The 22,631-nt window shown below is 65.2% G+C and carries 22 protein-coding genes; 5 read left to right on the top strand and 17 right to left on the bottom strand.

The window, feature by feature from the left end; all coding sequences use genetic code 11:
* Positions 1–35: 35 nt before the first annotated feature.
* The 7 genes from EJE94_RS05835 to EJE94_RS05805 form a co-directional block, all read right to left on the bottom strand.
* Entirely contained in the window at positions 36–1,721 is a 1,686-nt protein-coding gene (locus EJE94_RS05835; protein ID WP_121243214.1) for a cation acetate symporter, read from the bottom strand.
* Complete coding sequence (locus EJE94_RS05830) at positions 1,718–2,029, bottom strand: DUF485 domain-containing protein (RefSeq protein WP_121243213.1); 312 nt, start codon at positions 2,027–2,029, stop codon at positions 1,718–1,720. The genes EJE94_RS05835 and EJE94_RS05830 overlap by 4 nt, the downstream gene beginning before the upstream one ends.
* Positions 2,030–2,216: 187 nt before the next feature.
* Complete coding sequence (locus EJE94_RS05825) at positions 2,217–3,368, bottom strand: rhodanese-like domain-containing protein (RefSeq protein ID WP_121243212.1); 1,152 nt, start codon at positions 3,366–3,368, stop codon at positions 2,217–2,219.
* A 15-nt stretch (positions 3,369–3,383) separates the two neighbouring features.
* Complete coding sequence (locus EJE94_RS05820; protein WP_121243211.1) at positions 3,384–4,613, bottom strand: YeeE/YedE thiosulfate transporter family protein; 1,230 nt, start codon at positions 4,611–4,613, stop codon at positions 3,384–3,386.
* 74 nt (positions 4,614–4,687) lie between these two features.
* Entirely contained in the window at positions 4,688–5,080 is a 393-nt protein-coding gene (locus tag EJE94_RS05815) for a c-type cytochrome (protein WP_121243210.1), read from the bottom strand.
* A gap of 47 nt (positions 5,081–5,127) precedes the next feature.
* Positions 5,128–5,766 carry a cytochrome b/b6 domain-containing protein gene (locus EJE94_RS05810; protein ID WP_124962401.1) on the bottom strand — a complete coding sequence of 213 codons (639 nt, stop codon included), beginning with the start codon at positions 5,764–5,766 and terminating at the stop codon, positions 5,128–5,130.
* Positions 5,767–5,770: 4 nt separating this feature from the next.
* On the bottom strand, positions 5,771–7,408 hold the full coding sequence (locus tag EJE94_RS05805) for a tetrathionate reductase family octaheme c-type cytochrome (protein ID WP_165904765.1): 1,638 nt from the start codon (positions 7,406–7,408) through the stop codon (positions 5,771–5,773).
* A gap of 201 nt (positions 7,409–7,609) precedes the next feature.
* Here EJE94_RS05805 and EJE94_RS05800 point away from each other — a divergent pair, with 201 nt between their 5' ends.
* The gene (locus EJE94_RS05800; protein WP_121240498.1) at positions 7,610–9,031 is read left to right on the top strand and encodes a bacteriohemerythrin; all 1,422 of its coding nucleotides are present in this window, start codon (positions 7,610–7,612) and stop codon (positions 9,029–9,031) included.
* An 82-nt stretch (positions 9,032–9,113) separates the two neighbouring features.
* Here the strand turns inward: EJE94_RS05800 and EJE94_RS05795 are convergent, their stop codons facing one another.
* A complete protein-coding gene (locus EJE94_RS05795; RefSeq protein WP_121240497.1) occupies positions 9,114–9,398 on the bottom strand; it encodes a hypothetical protein in 285 nt (94 codons plus the stop codon).
* A 38-nt stretch (positions 9,399–9,436) separates the two neighbouring features.
* On the opposite strand from EJE94_RS05795, the gene EJE94_RS05790 reads away from it, so the two are divergent.
* On the top strand, positions 9,437–10,027 hold the full coding sequence (locus EJE94_RS05790; RefSeq protein ID WP_121240496.1) for a tetratricopeptide repeat protein: 591 nt from the start codon (positions 9,437–9,439) through the stop codon (positions 10,025–10,027).
* A gap of 107 nt (positions 10,028–10,134) precedes the next feature.
* On the opposite strand, the gene EJE94_RS05785 is transcribed toward EJE94_RS05790, so the two are convergent.
* The 9 genes from EJE94_RS05785 to EJE94_RS14925 form a co-directional block, all read right to left on the bottom strand.
* Entirely contained in the window at positions 10,135–12,246 is a 2,112-nt protein-coding gene (locus EJE94_RS05785; RefSeq protein WP_121240495.1) for a sodium:solute symporter family protein, read from the bottom strand.
* Positions 12,246–12,509, bottom strand: coding sequence for a DUF4212 domain-containing protein (locus EJE94_RS05780; protein WP_121240494.1), 264 nt, complete (start codon positions 12,507–12,509; stop codon positions 12,246–12,248). Before EJE94_RS05780 ends, EJE94_RS05785 begins: the two co-directional genes overlap by 1 nt.
* A 183-nt stretch (positions 12,510–12,692) precedes the next feature.
* Complete coding sequence (locus tag EJE94_RS05775; protein ID WP_243642535.1) at positions 12,693–14,177, bottom strand: sensor histidine kinase; 1,485 nt, start codon at positions 14,175–14,177, stop codon at positions 12,693–12,695.
* Positions 14,161–14,850: a response regulator gene (locus EJE94_RS05770; protein WP_121240493.1), complete on the bottom strand. Its 690-nt coding sequence runs from the start codon at positions 14,848–14,850 to the stop codon at positions 14,161–14,163. Before EJE94_RS05770 ends, EJE94_RS05775 begins: the two co-directional genes overlap by 17 nt.
* Positions 14,851–15,282: 432 nt before the next feature.
* Entirely contained in the window at positions 15,283–16,935 is a 1,653-nt protein-coding gene (gene groL / locus EJE94_RS05765; RefSeq protein WP_121240492.1) for a chaperonin GroEL, read from the bottom strand.
* A 45-nt stretch (positions 16,936–16,980) separates the two neighbouring features.
* Entirely contained in the window at positions 16,981–17,271 is a 291-nt protein-coding gene (gene groES / locus EJE94_RS05760; protein WP_121240491.1) for a co-chaperone GroES, read from the bottom strand.
* A gap of 213 nt (positions 17,272–17,484) precedes the next feature.
* Positions 17,485–18,972: a metallophosphoesterase gene (locus tag EJE94_RS05755; RefSeq protein ID WP_121240490.1), complete on the bottom strand. Its 1,488-nt coding sequence runs from the start codon at positions 18,970–18,972 to the stop codon at positions 17,485–17,487.
* Between the two features lie 39 nt (positions 18,973–19,011).
* Complete coding sequence (locus EJE94_RS05750) at positions 19,012–19,587, bottom strand: DUF4337 domain-containing protein (protein ID WP_121240489.1); 576 nt, start codon at positions 19,585–19,587, stop codon at positions 19,012–19,014.
* A gap of 79 nt (positions 19,588–19,666) precedes the next feature.
* Positions 19,667–19,792 (bottom strand): hypothetical protein, encoded by a 126-nt coding sequence (locus EJE94_RS14925; RefSeq protein ID WP_275540516.1) that lies wholly within the window; start codon positions 19,790–19,792, stop codon positions 19,667–19,669.
* Between the two features lie 177 nt (positions 19,793–19,969).
* Between EJE94_RS14925 and EJE94_RS05745 the strand changes: the two genes are divergently transcribed.
* The 3 genes from EJE94_RS05745 to EJE94_RS05735 are packed head-to-tail and all read left to right on the top strand — an operon-like array spanning position 19,970 to position 22,629.
* Entirely contained in the window at positions 19,970–20,917 is a 948-nt protein-coding gene (locus EJE94_RS05745) for a hypothetical protein (RefSeq protein WP_121240488.1), read from the top strand.
* A complete protein-coding gene (gene dacB / locus EJE94_RS05740; protein WP_121240487.1) occupies positions 20,918–22,384 on the top strand; it encodes a D-alanyl-D-alanine carboxypeptidase/D-alanyl-D-alanine endopeptidase in 1,467 nt (488 codons plus the stop codon).
* Positions 22,384–22,629, top strand: a complete 246-nt coding sequence (locus EJE94_RS05735) for a hypothetical protein (RefSeq protein WP_121240486.1) — start codon at positions 22,384–22,386, stop codon at positions 22,627–22,629. The genes dacB and EJE94_RS05735 overlap by 1 nt, the downstream gene beginning before the upstream one ends.
* The last annotated feature ends 2 nt before the right edge of the window (positions 22,630–22,631 follow it).

Raw genomic sequence — 22,631 nt, 5'->3', positions numbered from 1 at the left:
CGGGGTTCTTCCTGGTGTTGCGGTACGGGTACTGCTTAGTGCGCGGAGGCGGTCGAGGCGCCGACGCCGGTCTCGGACCGGGTCAGCTGGTCGCCGAACAGCGCACGTTCCTTCTGTGCCTGCGCGCTGTTGTCGAGGATCGACACCAGCCAGATGACGAAGAAGGCGGCAGTCATCGAGAAGATGGCGGCCGAAGCGTAGGGGAACATCGCGCTGCCCTTCGGGTTGCCAAGGGCGGCTTCCCACACGGCCGGCGAAACCACGGTCAGCACCACCGAGAGGATCAGGCCGACGGTACCACCCGCGACGGCGCCGCGCGTCGTGCAGTTCTTCCACAGCACCGACATGAACAACACCGGGAAGTTGGCCGAGCAGGCGACCGTGAAGGCCAGCATCACCATGAAGGCGACGTTCTGCTTCTCGAAGATCACACCCAGCGCGACCGCGACGATGCCGAGGATCACCGTGGTGATCCTGGACACGCGCAGTTCGGTGGCGGAATCGACGTTGCCATGACGCCAGACCGAGGCGTAAAGGTCATGCGACACGGCCGAGGCGCCCGACAGCGTCAGGCCCGCCACCACCGCCAGAATCGTGGCGAAGGCCACGGCTGAGATGAAGCCGAGGAACAAGTTGCCGCCGACGGCGTTGGCCAGATGCACGGCCGCCATGTTGCCGCCGCCCTTTAGGCCTTTGGCCAGTTCACCACCGACGTAGTACTCGGACGGATTCGGGATCAGGTTGACCACCGCGCCGAAGCCGATGATGAAGGTCAGGATGTAGAAGTAGCCGATCCAGGTCGTCGCCCAGGCTACCGACTTGCGGGCTTCCTTGGCGTTGGGCACGGTGAAGAAGCGCATCAGGATGTGCGGCAGACCTGCGGTGCCGAACATCAGCGCCATGCCGACCGATATGGCCGAAATCGGATCGGTGATCAGCGCGCCCGGACTCATGATGGCGTCGTGCTTGCCATGCACCTCGACCGCCTTGGCGAACAGCGCCTCGGGCGAGAAGCCGAACTGGAACAGCACGGCCAGGGCCATGAAGGTCGCGCCGCCGAGCAGCATCACCGCCTTGATGATCTGCACCCAGGTCGTCGCGGTCATGCCGCCGAACAGCACGTACATCATCATGATGACGCCGACGATCATCACAGCGTAGATGTACTCGAGGCCGAACAGCACCTTGATGAGCTGACCGGCGCCGACCATCTGGGCGATCAGGTAGAAGGCCACCACGACCAGCGTGCCGGTGGCAGCAAAGCTGCGCAGCGGGGTCTGGGCGAAGCGATAGGAGGCGACGTCGGCGAAGGTGAACTTGCCGAGGTTGCGCAGGCGCTCCGCCATCAGGAAGGTGATGACGGGCCAGCCGACCAGCCAGCCGATCGAGAAGATCAGGCCGTCAAAGCCGTTGGCGAACACCAGGCCGGAAATGCCGAGGAAGGAGGCCGCCGACATGTAGTCGCCGGCGATCGCGAGGCCGTTCTGGAAGCCGGTGATGCCGCCGCCCGCGGTGTAGAAGTCGGCCGCGGTCTTGGTCTTGGACGCCGCCCACTTGGTGATCCACAGCGTGGCGCCGACGAAAATGGCGAACATGACGATGGCCGTCCAGTTGGTGGCCTGCTTCTGGGTGGTGCCGAGGTCGGCGCCCGCGGCGAAGGCACCGCCGGCCAGGGCCAGCAGCGCAAGGCCGCCGAGAATCTGCTTGTTGGAAACGCTCACTTGGTGGCCTCCTTGATGATCTCTTCAGCATCGGCGTCGAACTCGGTGTTCGCACGGCGGACGTAGATCCAGGTCAGAATGATGGTGAAGAGAATGACGCCCACGCCCATCGGAATGCCGATCGACATGACCATGCCCGAGCCCATCTTGGTGGCCAGGAAGGACTTGTCGAAAGCGACGAGCAGGATGTAGCCGTAATAGGCGATGATCATCAGGATACTCATGACGATCGAGTAGTTGTTGCGCTTACTGACGAGTTTTTGGAACTTCGGGTTGGCCCGAATTCGTTCCCAGATTTCCTGTGCCATGGTTAGTCTCCTTTTCCTCCAAAGATGGACTTCTGCTTCTTAGCGAAGCGGAATCTACGCAAGGGGACTGACGCGGGTCTTACGTCAGCATTTTGACAGCTTAGCGGCGAACACCATAAACGACAAGAGGGGCCGCAGCCCCTCGTCGCGGCGGCGATGCGTATCGCCGCGATATTCCTGGCGGAACTTACTTCTGCTTGATCTCGAACTTGCCGTCGCCGAGGAACTTGATGGTGGCGTCGATGAAATACACCGGCAGATCCGCCTTCACCAGCTTGACCGTGTCGTAGGCCTCGCCGGAGCGGGCACCGGTACCGCAGATGAAGACCGTCGGCTTGTCCTTGGGCAGCTGGTCGATCGCCTTTTCCAGCGCATTCATCGGGATGTTCTTCGCACCCTTGATCGTCCCGCCGGCGAACTCCTTGGCGTCCCGCACGTCGACGAGGTTGATCGCGTCGGGCTGCTCCTTGAGCACCTTCTCGAACGAAGCGACGGTGACCGAGCCCTTCTCCTTGCCGGGCTCGAGCGCTGCCGCCTTGGGCGCCGCCGCCGGAGCGGCCGCGCCGGCCGGAGCCGCCGCGGGTGCCGCACCGAACAGCTTCTCCCATTCCGGATAGCCTTCGGGATAGGTCTTGACGTCCGTGTAGCCCAGCGCGCGGGCCTTGGCCGCGACCTTGTCGGAAAGCACGCACTCCAGGCCACCGCAATAAATGATCAAGGGCGTCGCCTTGTCGGCCGACAGCTTGTCGACATTCTTGTCGAATTCGCTCTCGGAAATATTGACCGCGCCGGGGATCATGCCCTTGTCGGCGGTACGCTTCGGCCGCGCATCGATCAGCATGTGCGGCGCCTTGTCGGCCTGCAGCTTCTTGATATAGGCGGCGGAAACCGACTGCCCGGTGCCGTTCTTGGCCCAGTCGGGGCTGCCCGCGGAATAGACGCGGATGTTGGTATAGCCCAGCTTCTCGGCCTTGAAGGCCGACTGGTGGCTCAGCATGCACTCGAAGCCGCCGCAATAGAAGATCAGCAGCGTGGCCTTGTCGGCGGGCAGCTTGTCGGCGAGCTTGTCGAACTGGCTGTCGGGAATGTTGATTGCCCCGGGGATGTGGCCCGGGTCATACTGCCGCGCCGCCGGACGCGAATCGATCAGCATGACGCCGGGCTTGGGCGGGATGTCGACATAGGGCTTGACGAAGTCGATATCGACGATATGGCGATACCAGCCGTCCTTCTTCACGTCCTGCTGCGCCCGGACCGGCTCGCTCAGCAGGGCCGCCGGCAAGGCGACGGGCAATGCCAGCGCGACGGCCAGCGCTATGCTCTTGAGCTTGATATTCATGGAGAGTCTCCTTCGTTAGACAACCGTGAATTTCTCGGTGGATTCGTTGTAGCGCACCCAGGCGTACCAAATCGCCAGGATGCCCAGGCTGATCGACAGCGCCCAGCCCCAGCCGCCGACCATATCCGGCAGGTAGGTCTGGATGCCGACCTTGGTGAATTCGATGCTCTCGAGGTTGACGTCGCGCGTCATCACGTCCCAGTGGTGCAGGATCCCCGAAAAGGTCGAGCCGCCCCAGGCGAAGAAGAACACCGCCACCCACAGCTTGAGGTGGCCCTCGCCGGCACGCCACAGCGCGCCCGAGGCGCAGCCGCCGGCGAAGACCATGCCGAGGCCGAAGATGAGGCCGCCGAGCAGGGAGCCGAGCCAGAAGGTCGGCGGGATCGCCAGGTAGGGGTCGATCAGCTTCTTCTCGAACAGCAGCGCCGCTGCGGGAATGCCGATCGCCAGCGAAACGATGATGGCCTTGGTCATGTCGCCCTCGGCGGTCATGAAAGGCTCGCGGAAGCAGCGGGCGAAACAGAGGCGCGAGCGGTGCATGACGAAGCCCATGAGGAAGCCGGCGATGACGATGAGGGCACGCCCGACCAGTTTTTCGTCGCCGCTCGTCGCCCAGTTCAGGGTCCACGCGATGATGATGGCGATGAGCGCCACGCCGATCCAGGGATGGATCGCGCGCCCCGGCGGCTCGATGGCGCCGGGCGCCTGCATGCCCCACTCGATATTTTCGAGAGTCCACATCAGCAGCTTGAGGCCGATCACGGCGCCGATGATCAGGCCCGCCGCCATCACCCAGCCCGCCGGCGAGGAATGCAGCGCCGGGGTGTAAAAGCCGCCGGTGGTGCAGCCGCCGGACAGCGTGGCGCCAACGCCCATCAGCGTGCCGCCCGCGGCACCCCAGATGTACTCGAGCTTCGGTGCGCGGAAGATCGAGAACTGGCGCGAGATCATCGCCGCGGCGAAGGCGCCGACGATCAGGGTGATGTTCATCAGCGACATGCGGTGCATCAGCGGGCCGTCGAGGTCGCTCTTGATGCCGAGCAGGGGGCCGAGGCCAATGCTGCTGTTGAACCAGTCGCCCCAGAGCTTGAGCCCGCCGAAGACGCCCCAGAACAGGCCGTTGACCATCAGCAGCAGGATGATCATCACCATCAGAATGGCACCGATGTGCGGCGCCCAGGGTTCGACAAGTATGCTTTCGTAGTCGGCCTTGAAGCCGGCCCGCCAGGATGCGCCTTCAGACATGAATTGCTCTCCTTGTCACACAACGAACCCGCCCCCTCGTTCGGACAGAGGGGTGCGGGGGATGGTTCGGCGGATCAGCTGCAGCTGGCCGGGGAGTCGCCGTCCTTGGCGCTCTTGATCAGGAAGGCCTTGACGTCGTCCATCAGCTCCTGATCGGGCGTATCGGCGAACTTCTCGGCCGCCTTGTTGCTGGCCTTGATGCTGGCGCGGTACTGCTTGCTGTAATACTGCTTGATCGTGTCCTTGCCCTTGTTGTGCTTGTCCGCGCTGAGGTAGGCGGTCCAGTCGGCCTTGGTGCGCTCGTTGGGGCCGAACTGCTTGTTCGCCTGCGCCATGTGGCAACTGGTGCACACCTGGCGGTAATAGACGCGGCCGCGCTTCCAGTCGGCGTCATAGGCCAGGGCACTGGTCATCGCGGTGGCGCCGAGCAGCGCCGCCAGCACGGTCATCGAAAACTTGCGTGTCATATTGATTCTCCTCTTGGGCAAAGCTGGATTGATTGTTGCAATTGCATTCAGTGCTTGACCGGCGCAGTTTCCTCGGCCTCGACCTCTTCCCAGCCGGTGATCATGGCCTTGATGTGGGCGAGCGGGGTGTGGCCGGTGGTGGTCAGATAGACGTGGGCGATCAGGAACAGCAGCATCATGAACGCGGCGATGGTGTGGAAGAACGCCACCCATTCCAGGCTCAGGTACTTGTCCCAGCCCCAGGCGTGCCACTTGTCGAAGAAGATGTAGAACCAGCCGGTGAACCAGATCAGCGGGCCGATGAACAGCATCACCCCGAGATAGGCCAGCCGCTGCAGCGGGTTGTGCTTCTTCAGCGTGGTCAGGCGGAACGGATGCGGCGCATTGACGAAGATGCCGAACAGGTAGTACTTGGCCATGGCATCGACCTTCGCCAGCGTCGGGATGTACTGCTTCCATTCGCCGGTGGTGAAGTGCCAGAAGATTGCGAACACCCACAGCCCGACCAGCGACCAGGCGGCGATGGTGTGGTAATTCACCGCCTTCTCGAAGCCGAAGTTGGCGTAGCTGCCGTGCACCTCGAAACCGGTAATGAGCAGGAAGATGATCAGTCCCGCCTGCGACCAGTGCCAGATGCGCTCGAAGATCTTGAAGACGTAGAGTTTCTGCATTGCGTGTGCGGACATGTTCTTACCCCTTCCTGCCGAGGAAAACGCGCAGCGCGCCGTGGATGATGACACCGGCCAGCGTCGCCGCAGCGAGCAGCCAGCCGATCAGGTCCAGCCAGCTCCTGGCACTGTAGGACGGCATGTAGATGCCGGGCAGGCCCGCGAGGCGGCTCTTGGCCGAATGGCACTCGGCGCAGGCCACGGCCTTGTCCTTGGGCGCGACCATGTGGGTGATCGGCCAGTACATTTCGGTCGAGAGGAAGTCGACCTTGCCCGAGAACGGCGCCCCGACATTCTTCATGCCGTCCGCAATGGCCGGTTCCCAGTTGAGGTTCTTCCAGTAGCCGATGTCGTCGTTGCCCGCCGTGTGCGGCATCACCAGCGTCTTGTTCACCGGGTCGAACGGCTGCTTGCCGCGCATGACCTTCATCGGCCAGATCAGCGACTTGCCGTCGTTCGGGCTGCCGCCGATCATGTTGATGCCGACCGGCGTTGCGCCCTTCTCGACCTTGTCGCCGAGCAGGGTGTAGGTCACCTTGCCGTTGAACCAGCGATATTCGGGCTTCACCTTCTCGCCGAGGACGAAATCGCCCTTGCGGCTCTCGTAGATGATGTGATTCTTGTCATCCTTTTTGGTTATCGGCTTGCCGTCCTTGTCCCTTTGGCCGGCCGTGGACCAGTCCCAACTCATCTTGGTCGGCACGCCGCCGCGCGCCATCGCCGGCACATGGCAGGTCTGGCAGGCGAGCTTGGTGGCGTGGCCGTTGAGGCGATCCTGCTTCTTGTGCGGCGCGTTGCCATGGCAAGAGTTGCAGGTCGCCGGGTTGCGCTTGGCGTCCTCGGCCTTGCCGCGCATCTGCGCGCCGCCCTTGTCGATCGCGGTCGGCGTGTAGCGGCTGCCGGGAACGTCGTGGCTCGAGGTCTTGTGGCAGGTGCCGCAGGTGAAGTCGAGGCCCGAGGCGTCCATATGCACGTCGAGTTCCTTGTCGGGCGCGGCCAGCGAGCTGTCCATGTCGCCGTGCTTGACGCCGTCGCCGCCGCCGCCGAAGAAATGGCAGGAACCGCAGGTGTCGCGGCTGGTCTTGCCGACCTTCTGCGCGATCTTGCTCAGGTCCGGCGGCTGGGTGAACTTGCCCGAGCCCGGGGGCGTTTCGAGCGGCTCGTACAGCGGATGTCCGGCCTTGCCAGCCGCCTTCTTGTAGTTGCCGGTGGTGTCGTGGCAGGCCAGGCAATCGACATTGACCTCGGAGGTGAAGTCGAAGTCCTTGTCCTTCCAGCCGTAGCCGACGTGGCAGGAGGTGCAGAAGGGATAGTTCTGCGAGATCGAGATGCAGAAGTTGTTGAGGACGTTCTTCTTGCCGAGGCGCTGGTTGTTCTCGGGATTGAGGAACTCCCAGGTCCAGTGCTTGGTGCGATGCACCTGTTTGGCGGCCTCGGTGTGGCAGGACAGGCAGGCCTTGGTGACCTCCGGCCCCGATTTGAAGGTCTGCTGCAGTTCCTTGAACTTGCTGTGGTCGGCCGTGGTGTTCATCTTCACCGGCGGTGGCTCATTTTTCTCTTCCGCGGCACCCGCCATGATCGGCCACCCCAGCACCAGCGCCATTGTCACGGTCGCCAGCGCCGGCCACGCAGCCAGACGCTTGATTCCCCGTACGTTCATGTTGCGCTTCCTTTCGATCGAAGGTGAAAGACAAGGCCGAAATATTAGGATGCATTGATATGTGAAATTGATGCAGTGCGTTATGACCTAGGTCAACACTGCTGCGTCGCCGGCCATGACCGCGATCAAGAAAAGTGGGGGCCGCACGCTCCATTCCGGCAAAAGATTGCGTGACGGGCTGCATTGTGATATTTGAAGAGCATGGCCGAAACCCAACCCACGGAGACCGGGCCCCAATCGCTCGCCCAACCGCAGAAATCGCTGCAAGAAGCCGAGTTGGATGCCCTGCGCGAAGCCGTCGAACGCGAAACGCGGGCGCACGAGCATACGCGCGCCACGCTCGCCCGAACCGAGGCGGCCTACAGCAAGTTCGTGCCACGCCAGTTCCTCTCGCTGCTGCGCACGCCGAGCATCATGCAAGTCGAACTCGGTACGCACGTCGAAAAGGAAATGACCATCCTTTTCTCCGACATCCGCGACTTCACCGCGCTGTCGGAAACGATGACGCCGCAGGAGAACTTCCGCTTCATCAACTCCTACCTGTCGGAGATGGAGCCGGTGATCGGCCGCAACGAAGGCATCATCGACAAGTACATCGGCGACGCCATCATGGCGTTGTTCCCCGGCAGCGCCGACGACGCACTGGCCGCCGCCATCGACATGCTGGCCCAGCTCGAGGTCTACAACCTCGGCCGCGCCCGCGCCGGCTACAGCCCGGTGAACATCGGCATCGGCCTCAATACCGGCATGGTCCTGCTCGGCACCGTCGGCGGGCTCAATCGCATGGACAGCACGGTGATCAGCGACTCGGTCAATCTCGCCTCGCGCCTAGAGGGCGTGACCAAGGACTACGCCGCCCCGCTCCTGATCAGCGAGCACACCCTTTATGCCTTGCAGGATCCCTCGCGCTACCGCATCCGCTTCATCGACCGCATTCTGGTCAAGGGCAAGAGCCACCCCCAGGCGGTCTACGAAGTGCTCGACGCCGACACGCCGCAGAATCGCGCCGGCAAACTCACGACGCTGCCGATGTTCGAGGAGGCCGTGGCCTGCTATCACATGCACGACGTCTGGCGCGCCCAACAGCTGTTCAAACGCTGTGCCGCCATCGCCCCCAACGACCAGGCGACGAAGGTCTATCTGGCCCGCTGCGATGAAGTGCTGGCCTCGGGCAAGGCCGAGGCCAGCGGCCGCGGCCTCGAGATCGCCTGGAGGGAGGAATACGCGGTCGGCGTCGCCGAGATCGACACCCAGCACCGCGAACTGCTCAAACGCATGGCGCAACTGGCCGAGGCCATTCTCGGCGAGGAGCCGGCTTCGGCCAAGCAGGCCCTGAGCTTTCTCGCCGACTACGTGCTCTCCGATTTCAAGACCGAAGAAGCCCTGATGCGCCAGCATCACTACCCCTTCGCCGAGGAGCACCAGCGCCAGCACCTGACGTTCGCGGACAACTTCACCAAACTGCGTGGCGCGATCGAGTCCGGCAAATACCATCCGCTCTACCTCACCTTCCGCGTTCAGCTGCTGCTGGTCGACTGGCTGATCAACCACACGGCCCAGACCGACCGCCACCTCGCGCGCTTCCTGCACAACCTGGAGAGACAGGGCAGCTTGGCGCCGTAGCGGCGCCTGCGCGCCGCGAAGCAAATCCGACCGAAGGAAGTGCAGGGCTCCTTGCGGGATTGCGCCCTTGGGGTGCCTCCGCTCAGCTGGCCAGAAACTGCTTGGCCCAGGCGAGGAAGATCCACAGCCAGAACAGCAGGAAGAAGGAAACGAAGGGAATATGCTTGTCGATGACGAGCTTTGGCGTGATCCAGCGCGCGGCGCGGATCGCCGGTTTGGTGACGATGCCGAAGAGGACGTAGATCGGATTGGTGGCGCGGCGGCTGCCGGCGAGCAGCGCGACCACACCCTGGCCGAGCAGTGACAGCAGCGCGACTTCGACCAACGCGCGCAGCACGCCGAGCAGCAGGAGTTCCGTTGGTGCCATGGTATCTTTCCGTATCTCGCAAACAATCAGGGTTGGGGATGAATTTCGAACATTGGCGCCATTATGCCCGCGGCTGGTTGCTGCATTTTTTCGGGCGCGAGGAAGCCGCCTTCGATGAATTCGCCACGGCCTATCGCATCCAGCCCGACGACGTGCAGGCCGCGCGCCACCTCGCCTTCATCGCGGCACAGAAAAAGCGTTTCGACGTCGCCGAGAAGTGGTTCATCGAGACCTTGCGGCTGGCTCCCGATGATGCCGACAGCCATTTCAACCTCGGCTTCGTGCGCGAGCAGATGGGCAAGCCCCTTGACGCCGTGCAATCCTTCGGCGAGGCCGTGCGCCTCAAGCCCATCCTCGACCGCGCCTGGTACGGCATGGGCCTGGCTCATGCCCGCCTCGGCCGGCACAGCGATGCGGCCGCTGCGCTCGAGCAGGCCGTCGCCCTGCAGCCGATGAACGGCGAAGCCTGGTACCAGCTCGGCATGGCGCGACATCACGCCAACGAACCCGACCAGGTCAAAGCCGTGGTCGAGCGCCTGGTCGGCTTCGAGCCCAAGCGCGCGAAACGCCTGGTGCAGGACGCCGAGCGCGCCGATCTGATGCATCTCATTCCAGAACTGCCTTTCTGATCCAAAAAGTCGGCGCTGGCGACACGCCGACGCGGCAATAGGCGAAAAAAAAACCGGCCCGGGAACGGGCCGGTTTTGCAAGGGGTTGCCCCCTCCTCCTCGGTAACTTAGGCACCGGCGGTATTGATGTCGCCTTCCAGGTTCGGATAACGCACGTGGTCGACCAGTTCCTGGATCTGCTTGCTCGGCGCAGGGGAGATCAGCGAACCGACGATCACGCCGATGATGCCGACCGGGATACCCCAGAAGCCTGCGGCGATCGGAGCGATGTCCCACCACAGCGGCGCATTGACGCCGAAGAACGGGTAGGTCATGTACATGTAGTACGAACAGAGCCCAAGGCCCGCGCTCATGCCGATGACGGCACCGAGGTAGTTGGCGCGCCGCCAGAACACGCCGAGCACCAGGGCCGGGAAGAAGCCCGAGGCGGCCAGCGAGAACGCGGCACCGACCAGGAACAGGATGTCGCCCGGTTTCAGGCTGGTCACATACGCGGCCACCAGTGCCACTACCAGCAGCAGGCCCTTGGACACCGCGAGGCGGCGCACCGTGGAGGCTTGCGGGTCGATCATCTTGTAGTAGAGGTCGTGCGACATGGCGTTGGCGATGGTCAGCAGCAGACCGTCGGCGGTAGAGAGCGCTGCCGCCAGGCCGCCGGCAGCCACCAGACCCGAGATCACGTAGGGCAGGCCCGCGATTTCCGGGGTCGCCAGCACGATCAGATCTCCGCCGATGGTGATTTCGGCCAGCTGCACGATGCCGTCCTTGTTGATGTCGGCGATCGCCATCAGCGTCTTGTCTACCGCGGCCCAGTTCGAGACCCAGGCCGGCAGCGAGGCGAAACTCGAGCCGACCAGGTTGTTATAGACCTCGAACTTGGCCAGGATGCCCAGCGCCGGCGCCGTGAAGTAGAGCAGGAAGATGAAGAACAGCGACCAGGTCACCGATGTCCGGGCATCCTTCACCGACGGCGTGGTGTAGTAGCGCATCAGGATGTGCGGCAGCGCAGCCGTGCCCACCATCAGGCAGAGGATCAGCGCCAGGAAGTTCTTCTTGGCCTTGTTGCGGTTCTTCTCAACCTCCTCCGGCGTCTTGCCGGTGGCGGCGAAGGGCTCGGCGTGGGCCTTGACCGGGGCGGCCTTGGCGGCCGCGCCGCCCTTGGCCGCGGTCCAGGCCTTCTTGGCGGCAGAAGGGTCGACCGGGAAGTCCTTGACGGCCTTCTCGGCGGCTTCGACGGCCTTGGCATCCACCGGGCTGGCGGCCTTCAGTTCCGCGACCTTGGCGGCGAGCTTGCCCTTCTCCTCGGTGAGGTAGTTGGCGCCACCGGCTTCCAGGCCCTTGAGCTTGGCATCGGCGGCGGCGGCGCGATCGCGGAAGATCGCGCGCACCGATTCCTCGGCCGCCCCCTTGGGCGTGGTCTTGTCGTTGAACTCCTTCTCCAGCGCGGTCACCTTGGGCAGAGCCGAGACGTAGGCGGCGATCTGCGGGATCGGGTTGCCGGTGTCCTTCACCGACAGCCAGACCACCGGGATCATATAGGCGAAGATCAGGATGATGTACTGCGCCACCTGCGTCCAGGTCACCGCCTTCATGCCGCCGAGGAAGGAGCAGACCAGAATGCCGGCGAGGCCGACGAACACGCCGACGCCGAACTCCAGGCCGGTGAAGCGGCTGGTGATGAGGCCGACGCCGTAGATCTGCGCGATCACGTAAGTGAAGGAACAGACGATGGCGGCGAGCACGCCGATCAGGCGTGGCAGGTTGCCGCCGTAGCGCTCGGCGAGAAAGTCCGGGATGGTGAACTGGCCGAACTTGCGCAGGTAGGGCGCGAGGAACAGGGCCACCAGGCAGTAGCCGCCGGTCCAGCCCATGACGAAGGCGAGGCCGTCGTAGCCGGTCAGGTACAGCGTGCCGGCCATGCCGATGAACGAAGCCGCCGACATCCAGTCGGCGCCGGTCGCCATGCCGTTGAACAGCGCCGGCACGCGGCGGCCCGCGACGTAGTATTCCGACACGTCCGCCGTCTTCGACATGAAGCCGATGCCGGCGTAGAGCAGGATGGTGGCGAACAGGAACATGTAGCCCAGCACCTTGTTCGGCACGCCCATCTGCTCGAGGATGCCGACGATGACGACGAAAGTGATGAAGCCGCCGGTGTAGAAGGTGTAGTACTTCTTGAGGTTCTGGTAGAACTGGGATTGAGAGACTTGGCCGCTCATTATTCGTCCTCCCCTTCGTGGACGCCGTATTCGAGGTCCAGGTTGTTCATGAAGCGGGCGTAGAACCAGATGATCGCGACGTAGATGATCAGCGCGCCCTGGGCCCCCATGTAGAAGCCCAGCGGGCCGATGAAGCTGATCTCGTTGAGTTCGCGTGCGTACCAGCCGAACACGAAGGTGACGACGAACCAGATCGCCAGCAGGATCGCAGTGATCCTGAGGTTCTTGTTCCAGTAGTCGTGGTGCTTCTGCGTCAGTTGCATGAAGGGTTCCTCCTCCTGTGGTTTGTCCCGCCCGACGCGCCCCCGGGTTTTCCCCTTTTTGTGGCCGCATCATCCGTTCGCCTTGGGGCGATCCGCATGCGCATGGACGGACCAACCACTACAGGCTGGTCCGCATTGTCCTTGCAGCTAGCTGACAACAGTCTTACAGAATCCCTTCGAACGTCAGGTTTTCTGACGAAGGTCATAGGGCATGACGTCCGAACCCTTGCGCGGGAAGACCACGGTCACCCGGGTGCCGTGGCCCCAGGCGCCCGCGCCCAGTTCCACGGTGGCGCTGTGCAGAACGGCGACCTCCTGCACGATCGGCAGGCCCAGGCCGCTGCCGTCGGTGTCGGTGCCGAGCACGCGGTAGAAGCGCTCGAAGACGCGCTCGTAATCGGCCTCGGGGATGCCGGGACCGTCGTCCTCGACCTCGAGCATGGCGAATTCATCGCCGCGGCAGCGCACGGTGACATGGCCGCCACGCTGGGTGTACTTGATGGCGTTGTCGATCAGGTTGTTGAGCATTTCGCGCAGCAGCAGCGGCACGCCGTCGATGAGCAACAGCCTCCCGGTCCCTTCGAAGCCGAGGTCGATGCCCTTGGCGATCGCGCGCTCGACCCAGTCCTGGGTGACGGCGCGGGCCAGCACCTCGAGGCCGAGCTGCTCGGCCTTGTGCACCTTTTCGTGGCTGGCTTCGGCGCGCGCCAGCTGCAGCAGCTGGTAGATCAGGTGGGCCGCCCGGTCGGTGCTCGCGGCGATGCGCTCGAGGTCGGCGCGCATCAGCGCCGGGTCGGTTTCACGCAGCGCCAGCTCGGCCTGCATCTTGAGACCGGTCAGCGGCGTCTTCATCTGGTGCGCGGCATCGGAGATGAAGCGTTGTTGCGCCTGCAGGTTCTCCTCGAGCCGCTGCATCATCTCGTTGAACGACACGACCAGGGGGCGCACCTCGTCCGGTACGCCGCGAACCGGAATCGGCGAAAGATCGCTCGGACGCCGCGCGCGGATGCGGTCGCGCAGGCGCTCGAGCGGGGCCAGCCCCTTGGACAGGCCGAGGTAGACCAGGATCACCGCCAGCGGAATGATGGCGAACTGCGGCAGCAGCACGCCCGAGATGATGCGCGAAGCCAGCGCCTCGCGCTGCTTGCGCGTCTCTGCCACCTGGATCAGCAGCGGCCGCGCGTCCCACTGCGCCGGCACCAGCTGGTAGGCGATGCGCACCTGCTCGCCCATCATCAGGCCGTCTCGCAGCTTCACCCCGCCCGGTACGCGCGGCTCGCCGACCGGCAACTGCGGCATGTCGGGATCGCCCTCGATGAGGTCGCCCCCGGCGAGGATGACCTGGTGGAACTGCCGGTCCTCTTCGTCCTCGGTCAGCGACACCCGCGCGATCGGGGGCAGGGTCACGGACACGCCATCGGGCGTGACCTTGAGCTGGCTGACGATGCTGCTGACGCGGTCTGCCAGCGCCTGGTCGTAGGGCTGGTTGGCGATGTCGTTGGCGATGTGGTGCGTCGCGGCGATGGAAATGGGCCAGACCAGCAGCAGCGGCGCCAGCATCCAGTCGAGGATCTCCCCGAACAGGGAGTTGTATTCGCTGGGATTCTGGTCGCTGAAGACGGAGCCGAACCTTTCGCCCCTCTTGCCCCTTTCAACTGCCTTTTTCAACGCTGCCTCCGCCTGGTTTTTCCAGGCAGTAGCCGAGGCCGCGCAGGGTCACGATCTTCACGCCGCCCGGCTCCAGCTTCTTGCGCAGGCGGTGCACATAGACCTCGATGGCGTTGGTGCTCACCCCCTCGTCCCAGCCACACATGTGCTCGACGAGCTGTTCCTTGCTGACCAGGCGGCCGACGCGCAGCAGCATGACCTCGAGGAGGCACAGTTCGCGCGCCGAGAGATCGACGACTTCGCCACCGAGCCGTGCGATGCGATCGGACTGGTCGTAGCTCAGCGGGCCGACCTCGATCTTGGTCGGCTGGCCGGTGCCGCGGCGCGTCAATGCCCGCACCCGCGCCTCGAGTTCGGGCAGGGCGAAGGGTTTGGTCAGGTAGTCGTCGGCCCCGGCATCGAGGCCGCGCACGCGATCCTCGATGCCGTCCTGTGCCGTCAGGATCAGCACCGGCAACGCGCTCTTGCGGCCGCGCAGGCGCTTGAGCACCTCGATGCCGGACAACTTGGGCAGGCCCAGGTCGAGGATCAGCAGATCGAACTGCTGCGTCAGCAGCCCCGCGTCGGCTTCTGCGCCGTTGGCGACATGATCTACCGCGTAGCCGGCCTTCTTCAACGACCGGATCAGTCCATCGGCAATGACGCGATCGTCTTCGGCAAGGAGGATTCTCATTGGGGCATGATCCCGCCAGAGTAAGTTGAGTGTAAGAGATCAACCCTAGAGTGCGTAGCGCTGTTCTCCTTTTTCGGTCTTCGGAGACTACCGTAACCCGCTACTGCGGTGCTACGAAAGTCTCGGGGAGCGGATCTCCCCTGCATCGATCCGCTCCCCGCCGTCTTTTTCCCTGGCAAAAAGTCTAGCACACCGAACGAGCCCGCCCGCCGTGGCGCCGGCGCCGACAACGCGCCTGCGCCAGCAGGCATTTTTCATTTGCGCAGCCTGGCTCGTTGGACGCACGCAGGGCGGCACTTTTTCGCGGCCCCCAAAAGCCAAACGCCCCGCACGGGAAACCGTGCGGGGCGCTGGTCAGAAGGAAGGTGGGCAACGGGAGGAAACCTGGGTTTCCTCCCGTTCCTGGCCTGACATGATGTAACGGCTACTCCGTTACATCATGTCCATGCCGCCCATGCCACCCATGCCGCCCATGCCGGCACCCATGCCGGCGGCGCCGGCCGGCTTGTCCTCGACCAGCTCGGCCACCATGCAGTCGGTGGTGAGCATCAGGCCGGCGACGGAAGCGGCGTTCAGCAGCGCGATGCGCTCGACCTTGGTCGGGTCCAGCACGCCCATCGCCACCAGGTCGCCGTACTCGCCGGTCGCGGCGTTGTAGCCGAAGTTGCCCTTGCCTTCCAGCACCTTGTTGACCACCACGGAGGGCTCGTCGCCGGCGTTGGCGACGATCTCGCGCATCGGCTGCTCGATGGCGCGCAGCACGATCTTGATGCCGGCGTCCTGGTCGTGGTTGTCGCCCTTGACGGTGACACCGGCGCGGGCGCGCAGCAGCGCGACGCCGCCGCCGGGGACGATGCCTTCTTCAACGGCGGCGCGGGTGGCGTGCAGCGCATCCTCGACGCGGGCCTTCTTCTCCTTCATCTCGACCTCGGTGGCGGCGCCGACCTTGATCAGCGCAACGCCGCCGGCCAGCTTGGCCACGCGCTCCTGCAGCTTTTCCTTGTCGTAGTCGGAGGTCGCTTCCTCGATCTGGGCGCGGACCTGGGTGACGCGGCCCTTGATGGCGTCCTCGGAACCGGCGCCGTCGATCAGGGTGGTGTTCTCCTTCGACACTTCGACACGCTTGGCCTGGCCGAGGTCCTTCAGCGTGGCCTTCTCCAGCGACAGGCCGACTTCCTCGGCGATCACCGTGCCGCCGGTGAGGATGGCGATGTCTTCCAGCATGGCCTTGCGGCGATCGCCGAAGCCCGGGGCCTTGACGGCGACGGTCTTGAGGATGCCGCGCAGGTTGTTAACCACCAGGGTGGCCAGCGCTTCGCCATCGACGTCTTCGGCGATGATCAGCAGCGGACGGCCGGCCTTGGCGACTTGCTCGAGCACGGGCAGCAGGTCGCGGATGTTGGAGATCTTCTTGTCGTGCAGCAGGACGAAGGGATTGTCCAGCACGGCGATCTGCTTTTCCGGGTTGTTGATGAAGTAGGGCGAGAGGTAGCCGCGGTCGAACTGCATGCCCTCGACGACTTCCAGCTCGTTCTGCAGCGACTTGCCGTCCTCGACGGTGATGACGCCTTCCTTGCCGACCTTGTCCATGGCCTGGGCGATGATCTCGCCGATGTCGGCATCGGAGTTGGCGGAAATGGAGCCGACCTGGGCGATTTCCTTCGACGTCGTGCAGGGCTTGGAGATCTTCTTCAGCTCGTCGATGATGGCGGTCACGGCTTTGTCGATGCCGCGCTTCAGGTCCATCGGGTTCATGCCGGCGGCGACGTACTTCATGCCCTCGCGGATGATCGACTGGGCCAGCACGGTGGCGGTGGTGGTGCCGTCACCGGCGATGTCGGAGGTCTTGGAAGCGACTTCCTTGACCATCTGCGCGCCCATGTTCTCGAACTTGTCCTTCAGTTCGATTTCCTTGGCGACGGACACGCCGTCCTTGGTCACGGTGGGGGCGCCGAAGGAGCGCTCGAGCACCACGTTGCGGCCTTTCGGGCCCAGGGTCACCTTGACGGCATCGGCGAGGACATTGACGCCGCGCACCATGCGCTGACGGGCGGAATCACCAAATTGAACTTCTTTAGCAGCCATTCTTTATCTCTCCAGAATTCGGTTAATTGCAGTCAACGTCGGCCATCAGGCCTCAACGACGCCCATGATGTCTTCTTCGCGCATGACCAGCAGCTCGTCGCCATCGACCTTGACGGCCTGGCCGGAATACTTGCCGAACAGCACGCGGTCGCCGGCCTTGACGGCCATCGGGCGGACCTTGCCATCGTCCATGACCTTGCCAGTGCCGACGGCGACGACTTCGCCTTGATCCGGCTTCTCGCCGGCGGTGTCGGGGATGACGATGCCGCTGGCGGTGGTGCGCTCGGCTTCGACGCGCTTGACGATCACGCGATCATGCAGGGGACGGATTTTCATTCGGGTGGCTCCTTCCAGTTAAAACAGTTGCGGCGCAGGATGATCCTGCAGCCATCATCGGTTGAGTCTTGCGGTCGGCTGTTAGCACTCGCCCGCAACGAGTGCTAATAATAGGGATAAGCATGAGGGATTTCAAGTCTTGCCGCGAATTTGAATCGGGTTGGCGAGGCCCATTCCAGCCCAAAGCGGGCACCGCCGGGCTTGCGGGGTTGCTCAATGCCCGGGAAACGTGCAGGCCAGTTCCTTGCTGCCGCCACTCAGGCGGCAGCGGGTGATGGGGAGCCCGTCGGGGTCGAGCACCGTGCCGCCCCATCCCTCGGCGTCACGCTCGAGCAGCAGGAAGCTGTAGCGGTTGAGAACCAGGCCCGTCGCTGCCGCCACACCATCGTAGAGCCGTCCGTCCGGCCGCGCCCGTTCCGTGCTGCCGGTGCCGCCCTCGCCCTCGTAGAAGGGCGAATGCGGATCGAGCGACTCGAGCTGGGTGCCGCCGCCGCCGACGATCACCTGCGCCGGCCGCCCCGCCGGATGGAAGGCGCGATCGGCGTCGGGTGAAAAATTGATGGTTTCGAATGCGTGCTGGTGGCCGGCGAAAGCCACCTGCACGTTGGCGGGCAGGCCATTGCGCAGGGCGGCCTGCAGGGCGTTGGGCTGCGACGCAGGGTCGAGCAGGTCGTACCAGACCGGGCGGTGCGAAAGGAACCACAATCGCTGCGTGGCGGGCGCCTCGCGCAGCGCGGCAAGCGTCTGCCTGAACAATTCGACATCGCGCGGCGTCTCCCGTGCCGGGCGGTAGTCCTCGTGCCCGGAATTGTCGGCGACGATCAGGCCAAGCTTGCGGTCCAGGTCGATGCGATAGGCTGCGGCGGTGAAGTTGTTGCCGAGCACGGAGCGGGTGGCGGACTTGTACGTCTGATTGCCGCAGGCCTGGTACGGCAGGGGCGATAGAAAGCGCATCCACCCCTCGCCGCCGCGGTCGCAGTTCTCATGGTTGCCGCGAACGAAAACCCACGGCGCCGCGGACAACAGCGGCGCGGCCGGGGTGAAAAAGTCGGCATTCCAGCCGGCCCAGTCGTAACCCACCACCACCCCCTGTTCGCGGAGGGGGGGGCAGAGGCGCGGGTCATCGCAGTATTCGCGGTAGTGATAGTCGCCGACGTGGATGACCAGATCGGGCCGGGCGCGCGCCGCCGCCGCAGCGATCCGGGGCCAGGGCCATGCCGCGGGGCTGGCGCAGTCCTGGATCGGATCGCCCTTGCCGCCGGCCGGCACCTTGATGCGGCAGCCGGTGTCGCCGACCACGACGATGCGTTTGATCTCGCCCCTGGGCAGCGGAATGGCACGGCCATCGATGCTCGCATCACGCGCCGCCGACGGCACCGCGAGTTCGCAGGACCTGACATCGAACTCAGGATTGAACGCCCGGTTGCCTCCTGCGCCCGCCAGTGGCTGCGCCTTGCTTGGCTCGGCCCGCGGCGTCATGGGCCGCACGGCCTGGTCGATGATGGCGGTCGGACAATCCGCCCCGGCGCCAACGATGGCGCGCAGCGAGCTGTCGCCGCCCGGCCCGAGCTGCAGCCAGCTGTTGAGCGCCCGCTGGCGATCGTCCGCCGGCGCGACAGCGCAGCCGGCAAGCAGGGAAAGCGCGGCAAGCAGGACTGCGGTTGCCCGCGTTTCGGGACTGCGCCCGGGCGTCATGGCCATCAGGCGAAGCACCGCGGGAAATGCGGGAGCGGCATTCGCTTACAGGTGCAAATAGCCCATCACGCCGGCGACCAGGCCGAGGCCGGTCGAACCATACACGCCGACCAGCAGCCACCGCTTGCGCGTCAGCAGGGTGATGGCCGAAAGCGCGATCGCGATCTGCAGCAGCGTGGTGGCCATGGCCCAGCGCTCATGCACATGCATCTCGGCCTCGCTCTTCCTGTCGGCCTCCTTGGCGGCGGCCTCGAGCTTGTCGGCATCCACCTTGATCTCTTCCTTTTCCTTCTTGTAGCGCTCGATCGCCTGCCTGAATTTCTCCTGCGCCTCGCCCGCGGTCAGCGTGACCGAGAGTTCGGCGAGGTTCTGCTTGTTGCTCTTGGCCTGATAGTAGTTCCACTGGTTGGAGGCGGAGGTCTTCTGGATCGCCGCCTCGTTCTTGTAGAGCAGCGCGGCATTTTGCGAATGGCCGCCCATGTAGCCGAAGACGGCGCCGACCGTGGACAGGACCGCCGTCAGCACGGCGAGACGGGAAGTGAACTCGTCGCCGCCATGCTGGGCGACGTGCTCGACGTGATGATCGTGGGGGCCGTGCACATGGAATCCGTGACCGGACATTTGCGTCTCTCCTCTGGGCGGTTGCGGGTATGGATCAGGGGCCGGCATTCTACCCCTGACGCAGGGGCGGCCCGAGCAGCTAATCCAGTCCGGGCTTGCCACTGGATGTCTTGTCGAGGAAAAGCAGGAGCTGGGCGGCTCCGTAGAGGATCGCGAACACGACGACGGCCACGATCGCCTTGCCCCAGCCCGGTAACTTGTTCATCAGGCAATCTCCCAAAGTTGCATTGTCCGCGTCCCACGCCTGCGGTGCCAACGATTATCGCGCCCGCGGCAAGCCGACGGACGGACCGCCCCACCAACGGAGGCGGTTTGCATGGCAATATCCGCACATGTCGAATCTGGATGACTGCGTCGCTCCGATCAATTAAAAGGCAGGCTCATGGGACTTTTCGACTGGCTGCGCCCGCCCCCCGCACTCGACGCCCAGACCGCGGCGCTGATCGGGCGTGCCGTCGCCACCGTCGATCCGCTGCTGCAAACCGTGGGAGGGCATGAGCGCATCCTCGCCGAGTCCGTGCGCCACGCGTACGACTACTGTGAACGGGTGGCCATGGCCATCCCCGGCCCGTTCGAGATCAGCCGCGCGGCCTTCGCCACCGACCCGCTGGTGCACGCGCTGTTCGGCAGCGCCGACGACGTCGAGCAGATGCTGGCGCGCAGCCAGTGCGTCCGCGACTACCTGGCGGGACACGCCGTGGTGCCCCCCGGCCAGTGCTGCGCGATGCTCGGCATGCGCCGGCACGTCACGGCCGGCTTCGGCAGCCGGGTGGCGGGCGAAATCATCGTCCACGACGAGCCGCAAAAGACCCTGAGCTTCGCCGACCACACGCTGGCCGAGCCCAGCCCCGACCTCGACGGCGCCCACCGGCGGCTGGCCGAGGCCATGTTCGACGGCCTGCTCAAGGGATTCGTCGCCCACGTCGACGAGGTGCGGGAGGAAAGGCAGGAACTGCGCGACGAGCAATCGGTCGCCCGCGCCCACGCGCGCAGCGAGGGCCCCGAGTCGCATACCCGCCGACTGGCCGAGCTGCAGGAGCGATTGCGCGAGACGGTCGACGCCCTGCAGCCGGCGCGGCTCCTGGAAACGCTGGTGGCCTACCTCGCCGCGCCCGAAGCGTCGCTGCGCCTCGATCCGGTTCAGCTGGCCGTGAATCGCTTCGGTGTCATCGTCGATGCGGACGAGCCGCAGGCCGACATCCTGCGCTTCGTCGAGCTGACCACCCGCGACCTACGACGCTGGGTGGTGATGACCGTGCGCATCGACCGGGAAGAGGCGCGCGCCGCGGTCGAGCGCTTCGACGAGCGCCGCCGCTACATCGTGATCTGAATGGCTCTCCTGCTGCGACTCCTGCTGCTGCTCCTGCCGGTCCTGCCCGCGGCCGCGCAGAACGTCGCCTACGACGAGCGCCTGCCGATACCCGTCGCCCGCGCGCTGAAGGCCGCCGGCATCCCGCAGTCCGCGGTCGGTGTGGTGGTGCAGGAAACGGGTGCGGTGTTTCCGCGCGTCGGCGTCAATGCCAATGCGGCGATGAATCCGGCCTCGGTGATGAAGCTCGTCACCACCTTCGCCGCGCTCGAGCTGCTCGGCCCCGCCTACACCTGGAAGACCAGCGCGCTGGCCGCGACACCCTTGAGCCTGCCGCCCGCCGACGGCGTGCTGCCCGGCGACCTGCACCTGGTCGGCAGCGGCGATCCCAAGCTGACCTTCGAGCAGTTCTGGCTGCTGCTCCGCCAGCTGCGCGCCCGCGGCGTGCGCGAAATCCGCGGCGACCTCGTCCTCGACCGCAGCGCCTTCGCCGCCATCCCCCACGACGAAGCGGCCTTCGACGACAAGCCGCTGCGCCCCTACAACGTCGGCCCCGACGCGCTGCTGCTGAACTTCAAGGCCGTGCGCCTCACGCTCGCGCCCGAGGGCGGGCGCATCCTCGTCCTGGCCGAGCCCGCGCCGGCCAACCTCGACATCGTCAACCTGCTCAAGACGGGCAGCGGCCCCTGCCCGCCCGGCAGCGAATGGCGCGAGGCGTTGCGCGCGGATCTCGCGAGCCACGGCAACAGCTTCCGCCTGGTGCTCACCGGCACCTACCCGACGGCCTGCGGCGAACAGAAATGGAACATCGGCCTGCTCGGCCATCCGCACTACGTTCTCGGCGTGTTCCGCCAGCTCTGGTCGGAACTCGGCGGCAGCCTCGCGGGCGGCGTGCGCGACGGCGCGCCGCCGGCCGGCGCGCGCCTGCTGGCGAGCGTCGAATCGCCGCAGCTGGCCGAGATCGTCCGCGACATCAACAAATTCTCCAACAACGTAATGGCGCGGCAGCTCTTCCTCACCCTCGGGCAAAAAGTGCCGCCTTCGGCGTCGATTTCGAACGGCGGCGCCACCACCGCCCAGGCCGACGCGGCCGTTCGCGCCTGGCTCGAAGCCAAGGCGCTGCGCATGCCCGAACTCGTGCTCGACAACGGCTCCGGCCTGTCGCGGCGCGAGCGAATTTCGGCCGAGAGCACGGCACGATTGCTGCAGGCCGCCTGGAAGAGCCCGGTCATGCCCGAGCTGATGGCCTCGCTGCCGCTGCTGGCCGTCGACGGCACCATGAAGAAGCGGCTGCGCGACGGCAGCGCCGCCGGCCAGGCCCACATCAAGACCGGCTCGCTCGAGGGCGTGAAGACCATGGCCGGATACGTGCTCGACAAGAGCGGGCGCCACCAGATCGTGGTGTTCTTCGTCAATCACCCGCACGCCGCCGCCGCGCAGCCGGCGCAGGACGCGCTGCTGCAGTGGGTGTACGAGCGGGCGCCGTAGTGGCAAAGCGACTGGCCTTTCTCGTCGTCGCCTTCGCCCTGCTGGTAGCCGGCATCGAATCGCTCAAGGTTCTCGTCGCCTGGTGGCAGGCGGGACGGCCGCCGCCCGGCATGGCCGAGATCTTGGCCTGCGCCGCGCTGGCGCTGGTCGGGTTCGCCTGGTGGCGCCACTCGGTCTTCGCCTGCGACAAGGGGGCCTGCCTGCTGCCGGAAAAGGACGCTTCGGACCGCAGCGAACCGCGCTAAGC

The organism is Sulfurisoma sediminicola, from assembly GCF_003865015.1.
Taxonomy (GTDB): Bacteria; Pseudomonadota; Gammaproteobacteria; order Burkholderiales; family Rhodocyclaceae; genus Sulfurisoma; species Sulfurisoma sediminicola.
Note: the sequence above shows the minus strand (reverse complement) of the source record. Positions and strands in the feature narration are given on the sequence as shown.